Raw genomic sequence first — 5,827 nt, 5'->3', positions numbered from 1 at the left:
GGAGGCCCTCGCCCACGGCGACGGGCCCACGCACAGGCCGTCCGCGCCCACCGCGACCCGCGCGCGGCCCGCGTGTCCCGCACCCGCGCGGTCGCCCTCGCCCGCCGCTGCCAGGGCGCCCGCACCCCGGCCCTGTCCGGTCTGGTCCTCGGTGAACTCACCGCCCGCCAGCGGCAGATCGTCACCCTCGCCGCCGCGGGCCTCAGCAACCGGCAGATCGCCGAACGGCTGACCCTGTCCGTACGGACCGTGGGCAACCACCTCTACGGCGCCTACACCCGCCTCGGCGCGAGCGACCGCGCGGACCTGCCGTGGCTGGTGGAACAGCCGGACGCACAGTCGGCGTGAGTCGGTCGCCGGCGCTGGCCGCCCCGGGACCGGACTCCCTCAGGCCGCCCCGAACGCGGCGAACGCCCATCCCGTCGCCTGGTGGACCGTGTCGGCCGGCAGCGCGGCCCGCGCGTCGCGCAGCGCCTCCGCCAACGACAGCCCGGCGCCCAGGCCCTTGTGCAGGGCCAGCATGAGGGGCACCACCGCAGCGTCGTTGACGGGCGCGCTGCTCGCCACCACCCCGGCCGTGCCCAGCGGCAGCAACGCCGTGACCAGGCCGAGGAGTTCGTCGGCGCCGACCGAGGCGAGGCGGGCCGTGTCGCAGCTGGAGAGGATGATCCGGTAAGGGCTGCGGGCGAGCCGTTCGAAGTCGTGCACGATCAGCGGGCCGTCGGCCATGAGCAGGGACGAGAACAGCGGGCTGTCCGCACGGAAGGTGCCGTGCGCCGCGATGTGCGCGAGGGCGGCCCCGTCCAGCTCGGCCAGCACCCGGGGCACCTGGGCGTCGTCCTGTTCCAGCACCGTCGCCGTCGGGTACCGGCTCGCCACCTCCGGCACCTCCGCGCCCCCGGTCGCCAGACCGGGCCCGCGGACCAGCACCTGCCGGCCGCCCGGCGGCGGCTCGGTCTCCCGGGCCCGCAGCCAGCTCCCCGCCGACGGCGACACACTGAGCACCCGCTCCCGCAGACAGGGCAGCAGCGCCCACGGCACCCGGTGCAGGGCGCCCGGCGGGACGATCACCACGGGACCGGCGCCGAGCTGGTCCGCCGCCGCGCCCAGCAGCAGCTCCTCAAGGCGCCGCCCGGACGCCTCGACCACCGCAAGCCGACCCTCCGCCCCCGGATGCGCGAGCCGCCGCAGCCCCGCCTGGACGTGCTCCGCCTCGGCGACCGCGTCCGCCAGCAGACCCCCCGCGAAGCGCCGTACCCGGCCCCGGCCGCACAGCAGCACCTGCACCCGGCCGTCCAGGACGGCGAGTTCGACCAGCCGGGTGTCGCCGAGCCGGTCGAGCAGCCGGGCCGGGTCGAAACGGGCGCCCTCGCCCGGGGCGGCACCGCGGATGTGGTGGGTGCGGGAGCGGATCTCCCGTTCCAGGCGCCGCTGTTCACGCTCCAGCGCGGGCACCGGGCGGCGCTCCCGGCGGGCCTGCTCCGCGCGGGACGCGATCTCCCGGAACGCGGTCAGCGAACTGAGCAGGGCCGGGTCGGCGGGCGGCCGGGTCGGGGGAGCGGACAGGACGGTGGCCCGCCAGCGTTCGCTCCACTGAAGGAGCCGGCGCGGACCGCCGTGCGCGAGGCTCGCCTGCTGCGCCAGCGCGGCCAGTTCCGCGCCCTGCGCGGTGGCCCGGGCCCGCAGCTCCGAGGCGCCCAGCGTCATCCGGTGGTCGTCGAGGACGTCCAGGCCGCGCCGGCACGCCTCCAGCACCCCCCGGCCGGAACCCGCCGCCCGGGCGCGCAGCGCCTGGGCCGCCCAGCCGGTCATCCGGGCCAGCGGCGGGCCGGCGTGCCTGCTGCGCGCGGCCACCGCGAGATGCCGTTCCGCGTCCGCCGTCCACCCCAGCGCCAGCGCGATCCGCCCCGCGAGGAGCGAGGCCTCCGGCGCCGCGGGCGCCCCGAAGGAAGCCAGCCGGTCGGCGACCCCCGCCGCCTCCTGCACCAGCCGTCCGGAAGCGGCCCCGCCCGCCACCCGCGCCTCGATCAGCTCCAGCCGGGCATGCGTCTCCCACCAGCTGCGCCGCTGCCCCGAGAACAGCCGCACCGCGACGGCCGCACGGGCGACGGCGGTCCCCGCGTCCCCGGCCGACCGGGCGGCCCGGGCGGCGGCCAGCAGCAGCTCGGCCTTGCGGGTGGACTGCCCGCCGAGCCGGTCCAGGGTCGCGATCGCCGCGTCCGCCTCGGCCAGCGCCTCCGGCGCCAGCCCCGCCGCCATCAGCACCTCGCAGCGCGCGATGTACAGCATGAACGGCGGGGTGCCCAGCTCGGTGTACCGCTGCTCGGCCTCGGCGAGCAGCCGCAGCGCCGCCGGGACGTCCCCGGAGCGGAACGCGGCCAGGCCCCGGCTCTCCACGGCGACCGCCTTGTCGTGTTCCTGGCCCGTCGTCTCCCACAGCAGCTCGGCCGCGGTGAAGTCCGCGTCCGCCCGGTCCACCGCCCCCAGGGCCAGATGCACCGTGGCCCGCACGCTCAGCGCCCGCGCGGTCCAGATGACGTCGTCGGCCTGCCGCAGCGCCGGTATCGCCCTTCGTACGTCCTCCAGGGCCTCCTTGTGCCGGCCCAGCACCCAGCACGCGTACGCCCGCCGGTACAGCACCCGTGCCCGGGTGTGCCCGTTGCTCCGGGCCACCCCGCGCTCGATCGCGGCCAGCCCCTGCCTCGTACGCCCCGCGTGCACCAACGCGACCCCGAGGGTGCCGAGGACGTCCGCCTCCCGCTCCGCGGAGTCCGCGCGGGCCGCGAAGTCGCGGGCGCGGCGCAGATGGTCGAGGGCGACCCCGAGGTCCCCGAAGTCCCGTTGCCAGATGCCGATGACCTGGTGCGCCACGGACGCGTCGAGCGGCGGCGGACCGGACCTGAGGACCTGTTCCGCCCGTGCCAGTGCCTCGCCGGGGGCGGCGAACACCATCGGCAGCAGTTCCGTAACCGAATCGCTTCGCGCAGTCACTCCTCGGATGGTAGTGGCCTGGGCAGACATGCCCCACAGGTTTGACGCTGTATCAATCGGCGGCAAGGCGACTCTGACTGAAGAACGCCGTTTCCGGGGGAGGACAGGTCATGGCACCTCAGCGATTCCAGGAGCAGTTCGACCACATCCAGCGCTGCATGCCGGACGTTCCACTGGCGATGGGTCCGGACGACTCCGCCGAGTTCCTGTACGAGAAGGGGGTCGTGCTCGCCCGTGACGGGGAGGAGGCCCGGGTCGTCGAGGACACCGTGCGCGCCCACTTCACCGCGACCGCCGGACTGGTCGCCGACCACGTCCGCAGGACCGGCCCCGAGCGCAACCGCACCGGGGTCAGCCGCATCCGGGTCGGTGACCCGAACCACGGCGACCACACCGGGGACCACGCGGTCGGCCACGCGCTGCGCGCCCTGCGGGAGGCGGAGGACCGCACCGGACGCCGGATGGTCAGCCGCAACCACGTGGTCGCCACCACGAACGCCAACTCCTGCAACCCCTGCGAACCCCTGCCGGCCCTGCTCACCCAGGCGCCCAACCCGGGCGCCGCACAGGGCAGTCACGACCCCGGCAGCGCGGTCCGCGTCCTGGTGATCGACACCGGCCTGGTGCACGACTACCGCTCCTACCCGCTGCTCGCCCACGCCCAGGGCGACCCGCAGATCGCCGAGACCGACGCCGACGGAGTCCTCCAGCAGTACGTCGGCCACGGCACGTTCATCGCCGGCCTCGTCGCCGCCCTCGCCCCCAACACGGACATCACCGTCACCAACACCATGAACGACGTGGGTGCCATCCTGGAGTCCGAGTTCGGCGGCAAGCTCTTCGAAGCGGTCGACCGGCACGGCTGGCCGGACATCATCAGCCTCTCCGCCGGCACCTCGAACGGCAGCGGCGACGCACTGCTCGGCGTCGAGGCGTTCATGCGGGCCCTGCGCGACCAGCCCACCCTGCTCGTCGCGGCGGCGGGCAACAACGGCAGCGAGACCTCCTTCTGGCCCGCCGCCTGCGCGGATCTCACCGGCTACGAGGACACCGTCCTGTCGGTGGGCGCCCTGCGCAGCGACGGCGTGTCCGGCGCCTGCTTCACCAACCACGGCGACTGGGTCAAGGTCTACGCCCCCGGCGAGCTGCTCACCGGGCCGCTGGCCGGTTTCGACGCGCCCGTGCCGTACGTCTACCAGCACACCACCTACGAGGCCTGCCGGTTCGGCTTCACCTACGCCTGCACCTGCCAGTACCCGCGCCACACCGGCGTGTTGACCGACACCGGGACGACCGGCCCCGGCAAACCCGACCAAGTGATGTTCGAAGGATTCGCACAGTGGAGTGGAACATCGTTCGCCACCCCCATCGTCGCCGGCCTCGTCGCCGACTGGATGACCACCCACCGGGTCACCGACCCGCGCGCCGCGCGGGCCCGGCTGCTCGCGGCCGCCACGGAGTACGCCGAGGTCTGCGGGGCACAGGTCCCGGCGCTCCGCCCGGCCACCTGGCAGCCCGTTCCGGTCGTCCAACTGGCCGCCTCGGCCTGAGTTCCGGAACACTCCCCTCCACGGCGTACGATGACTTGCCGTACACGAGGGGTGGGACCGTGGACCGAGCAGAGGTCGGCGCGCTGGTCCAGTCCGCCGTCGACGGTGACGCGGCGGCCTGGAAGGCGCTCGTGGAAGGGCTGAGCCCGCTGGTGTGGTCCGTGGTGCGCGCGCACCGGCTCTCCGACGCCGACGGGCACGAGGTGTACCAGACGGTGTGGTTCCGGTTCGCCCAGCACCTGGGCCGCATCCGGGAACCCGACAAGGCCGGTTCCTGGCTGGCCAGTACGGCCCGCAACGAGTGTCTGAAGGTGATCCGGGGGCTGACCCGGCTGATGCCGACCGACGACCCGCAGGTCCTGGACCGGATCAGCGAGGACCGCACGCCCGAGCAGTCGCTGATCGACGCCGAGGAGCAGGCGGTCGAGGCCGAGCGGATCCGCCTGCTCTGGCAGGAGCTGGAGGAACTCGGCGACCGGTGCAGGCAGTTGCTGCGCGTCCTGATGGCCTCGCCACCGCCCAGCTATGTCGAGGTGTCCGTGGCACTGGGCATCGCGGTGGGCAGCATCGGCCCGCTGCGCCAGCGCTGCCTGCGCCGGCTGCGGGCCCGGCTCGACGCGAGGGGTGCGGCGTGAACGACCGGTTCCCGGACGAAGAGGGCCACGACGACACCGGGTTCGACGCGGACGCCCTGGAGGAGGAGCTGCGCCAGGCGGCCGCCGTGCTCGACCCGCTCCCGGCCGGCCTGCTGCAAACGGCCATGGACGCCTACGCGTTGCACGACCTGGACGCCCGGATCGCCGAGCTGGCCTTCGACTCGCTCGTCGACGCCGTCCCGGTCAGGGGAGTCGAGGACCCGCCCCGGATGCTGACCTTCCGGGCGGGCGGCGTCACTGTGGACGTCGAGTTCACCGCCGAGGGACTGCTCGGCCAGGTGCTGCCCCCGCAGTCCGCGCGCATCGAGGTGCTCGGCGGCCCGTCGGTCGTACGCCCGCTCACGGCCGACGGCATGGGGCGGTTCACCGGCGACGCCCCGCCCGCCGGTCCGTTCGCGCTGCGGCTGCGGACCGGCGGGGAAGTGATCGTCACGGAGTGGCTGCGGGCCTGAGGGAGCCCGGTCACCAGGTGACGGGCAGCGTCCGCGGCCCGCGGATCATCGTCCTGCGGCGCCACTGCACGTCCTCGGCCGGCACCGCGAGCCGCAGCCCCGGCAGCCGGTCGAGCAGGGTGTCGACCAGCAGTTCGGTCTGGAGCCGGGCGAGGACCGCGCCCGTGCAGTAGTGCGG

The 5,827-nt window shown here is 74.9% G+C and carries 5 protein-coding genes and 1 pseudogene; 4 read left to right on the top strand and 2 right to left on the bottom strand.

What is annotated here, in order from left to right; genetic code table 11:
- On the top strand, positions 1 to 348 hold a 348-nt coding region (locus ABZ646_RS38475; RefSeq protein WP_360529898.1), incomplete at its 5' end, for a helix-turn-helix transcriptional regulator.
- Between the two features lie 39 nt (positions 349 to 387).
- Here ABZ646_RS38475 and ABZ646_RS38470 read toward each other — a convergent pair.
- Entirely contained in the window at positions 388 to 2,952 is a 2,565-nt protein-coding gene (locus ABZ646_RS38470; protein ID WP_360529904.1) for a CHAT domain-containing tetratricopeptide repeat protein, read from the bottom strand.
- A gap of 149 nt (positions 2,953 to 3,101) precedes the next feature.
- Between ABZ646_RS38470 and ABZ646_RS38465 the strand changes: the two genes are divergently transcribed.
- The 3 genes from ABZ646_RS38465 to ABZ646_RS38455 are packed head-to-tail and all read left to right on the top strand — an operon-like array spanning position 3,102 to position 5,649.
- Positions 3,102 to 4,541: a S8/S53 family peptidase gene (locus tag ABZ646_RS38465; protein WP_360529895.1), complete on the top strand. Its 1,440-nt coding sequence runs from the start codon at positions 3,102 to 3,104 to the stop codon at positions 4,539 to 4,541.
- Positions 4,538 to 5,176, top strand: a complete 639-nt coding sequence (locus tag ABZ646_RS38460) for a sigma-70 family RNA polymerase sigma factor (protein ID WP_360529901.1) — start codon at positions 4,538 to 4,540, stop codon at positions 5,174 to 5,176. The genes ABZ646_RS38465 and ABZ646_RS38460 overlap by 4 nt, the downstream gene beginning before the upstream one ends.
- Complete coding sequence (locus tag ABZ646_RS38455; RefSeq protein WP_360529892.1) at positions 5,173 to 5,649, top strand: hypothetical protein; 477 nt, start codon at positions 5,173 to 5,175, stop codon at positions 5,647 to 5,649. Before ABZ646_RS38460 ends, ABZ646_RS38455 begins: the two co-directional genes overlap by 4 nt.
- A 10-nt stretch (positions 5,650 to 5,659) precedes the next feature.
- On the opposite strand, the pseudogene ABZ646_RS38450 reads toward ABZ646_RS38455, so the two are convergent.
- A pseudogene (locus ABZ646_RS38450) lies at positions 5,660 to 5,827 on the bottom strand (cytochrome P450); the annotation flags it as partial.

Origin of the sequence: Streptomyces sp. NPDC007162, assembly GCF_040634175.1 — a bacterium.
In the GTDB taxonomy this organism is placed as follows: Bacteria; Actinomycetota; Actinomycetes; order Streptomycetales; family Streptomycetaceae; genus Streptomyces.
This window is presented reverse-complemented; position numbering and strand designations above follow the sequence as displayed.